This window comes from Actinoplanes sp. NPDC051851 (assembly GCF_040681165.1).
Classification (GTDB): Bacteria; Actinomycetota; Actinomycetes; order Mycobacteriales; family Micromonosporaceae; genus Actinoplanes.
Window position 1 is genome coordinate 1 of sequence record NZ_JBFAYF010000162.1, and the last position, 1,670, is coordinate 1,670.

The following is a 1,670-nucleotide window of genomic DNA, read 5'->3' on the forward strand; positions in this document are numbered from 1 at the left end:
GGCTCTGTCACAAAGTTGGTGATCGCTGCCGGTCGATGGTAGATCCATCCGGTGTCCGGAGTGGATCTTCTGCGGGTGTTGCTGCCGCACTTGTCCGACGTGTCGATCACCGATGTGGTGGCCAAGGGCACGTCGGTGCGAGTGTTCGCGCGAACCAGCAGCTCAACCGCGGTCTGCCCGATCTGCGCGACGCCGTCACGGCGGGTCCACAGCCGCTACGAACGTCGACTGCTCGACGCCGCGCTCGCCGGCAGGGAGACCGTGCTCCATCTTCGAGTCCGGCGTTTCTTCTGCACCACAGCCGACTGCGAACGAAAGGTCTTCGTCGAACAGGTCGACGGAGTCACCACCCGCGGCGCGAAGATCAGCACCGGCGCGCGGGGCCTGCTCGAACGGGTCGCGCTGGCCTTGGGCGGCCGTGCCGGCGCCCGCCTGGCGGCCCGGCTCGGTCTCTGCGCGGGCCGGATGACCCTGCTCCGCGCCATCCGCGCCATGCCGCTACCAGCGATTCCGGCCCTGACCGCGCTGGGCGTCGACGACTTCGCCCTGCGCCGCGGTCACCGCTACGGCACCGTCCTGGTCGACATGGGCACCCACCAGGTCATCGACGTCCTCGAAGACCGCACCGCCGCCACTCTCACGACCTGGCTCAACGAGCATCCCGGGATCGAGGTCATCTGCCGCGACCGGGCCGGCGCCTACTCCGAAGCTGCCACCACCGGTGCACCCGCCGCCCTGCAGGTCGCTGACCGCTGGCACCTCATGCACAACCTCTCCGAAGCCGTCTACCAGGCCGTCGCCGGGCACCGCCACTGTCTGCAACCCCCGCCCCGCCAACCGGTGACCGCCACACCGATCCTCACGACGACCGAGCCGGCCGACACGCCGATCGCCCGCCGCACCCGCGCCCGCCACGCCGAGATCCACGCCCTGATCGGGCAAGGCCACGGCGTCTACGCCACCGCCTCCCGGCTCGGCCTGGACCCCAAGACCGTGCGCCGCTACGCCGAAGTCACCGACCCCGAGCAGCTGATCAGCGACCGTGGCACCAGCCGTGACAGCATCGTCGACACCTTCAAGCCCTACCTACTGCAACGCTGCACCGACGGGATCACCGGCACCAACCAGCTCCTCGCCGAAATCCGCTCGCAGGGCTACACCGGCAGCGAACGCACCCTGCGTCGCTGGCTCCTCACCATCCGTGGCAGCAACGCCGCCGTACCGCCGCCCCCGCCGATCCCCAAAGCCCGCGAGATCACCGGCTGGATCATGCGCCCGACCAGCAAAACCACCACCGAGAACCTGGAGCAACTCCAACGCTTCTGTGAGATCTGCCCCGACCTCGGCACCATCCGCGACCTCGCCCGCGGCTTCACCGACCTGCTACGCACCCGCGGCGGCAACCACCTGGACGCCTGGACCACCCGAGCCGAGCAAGAGTCGATCCCGCAGATCCGCTCGTTCGCCAACGGCCTTCGCAAGGACTGGGCCGCCGTCACCGCCGGACTCACCACGTCCTGGAGCTCCGGCCCCGTCGAAGGCGCCGTGAACAGGATCAAGATGCTGAAAAGACAGATGTATGGCCGCGCGAACACCGATTTGCTCCGCCACCGGATCATCCTGGCCGACTGACATCAACAACCACCGATCACCACGGCCGTGCCAGAGCC

The 1,670-nt window shown here is 68.9% G+C and carries 1 protein-coding gene; it reads left to right on the forward strand.

Features of this window, described 5'->3' with window-relative positions:
• The first annotated feature begins 75 nt into the window (after nt 1–75).
• Nucleotides 76–1,632 carry an ISL3 family transposase gene (locus AB0M08_RS47445; RefSeq protein ID WP_364508941.1) on the forward strand — a complete coding sequence of 519 codons (1,557 nt, stop codon included), beginning with the start codon at nt 76–78 and terminating at the stop codon, nt 1,630–1,632.
• The last annotated feature ends 38 nt before the right edge of the window (nt 1,633–1,670 follow it).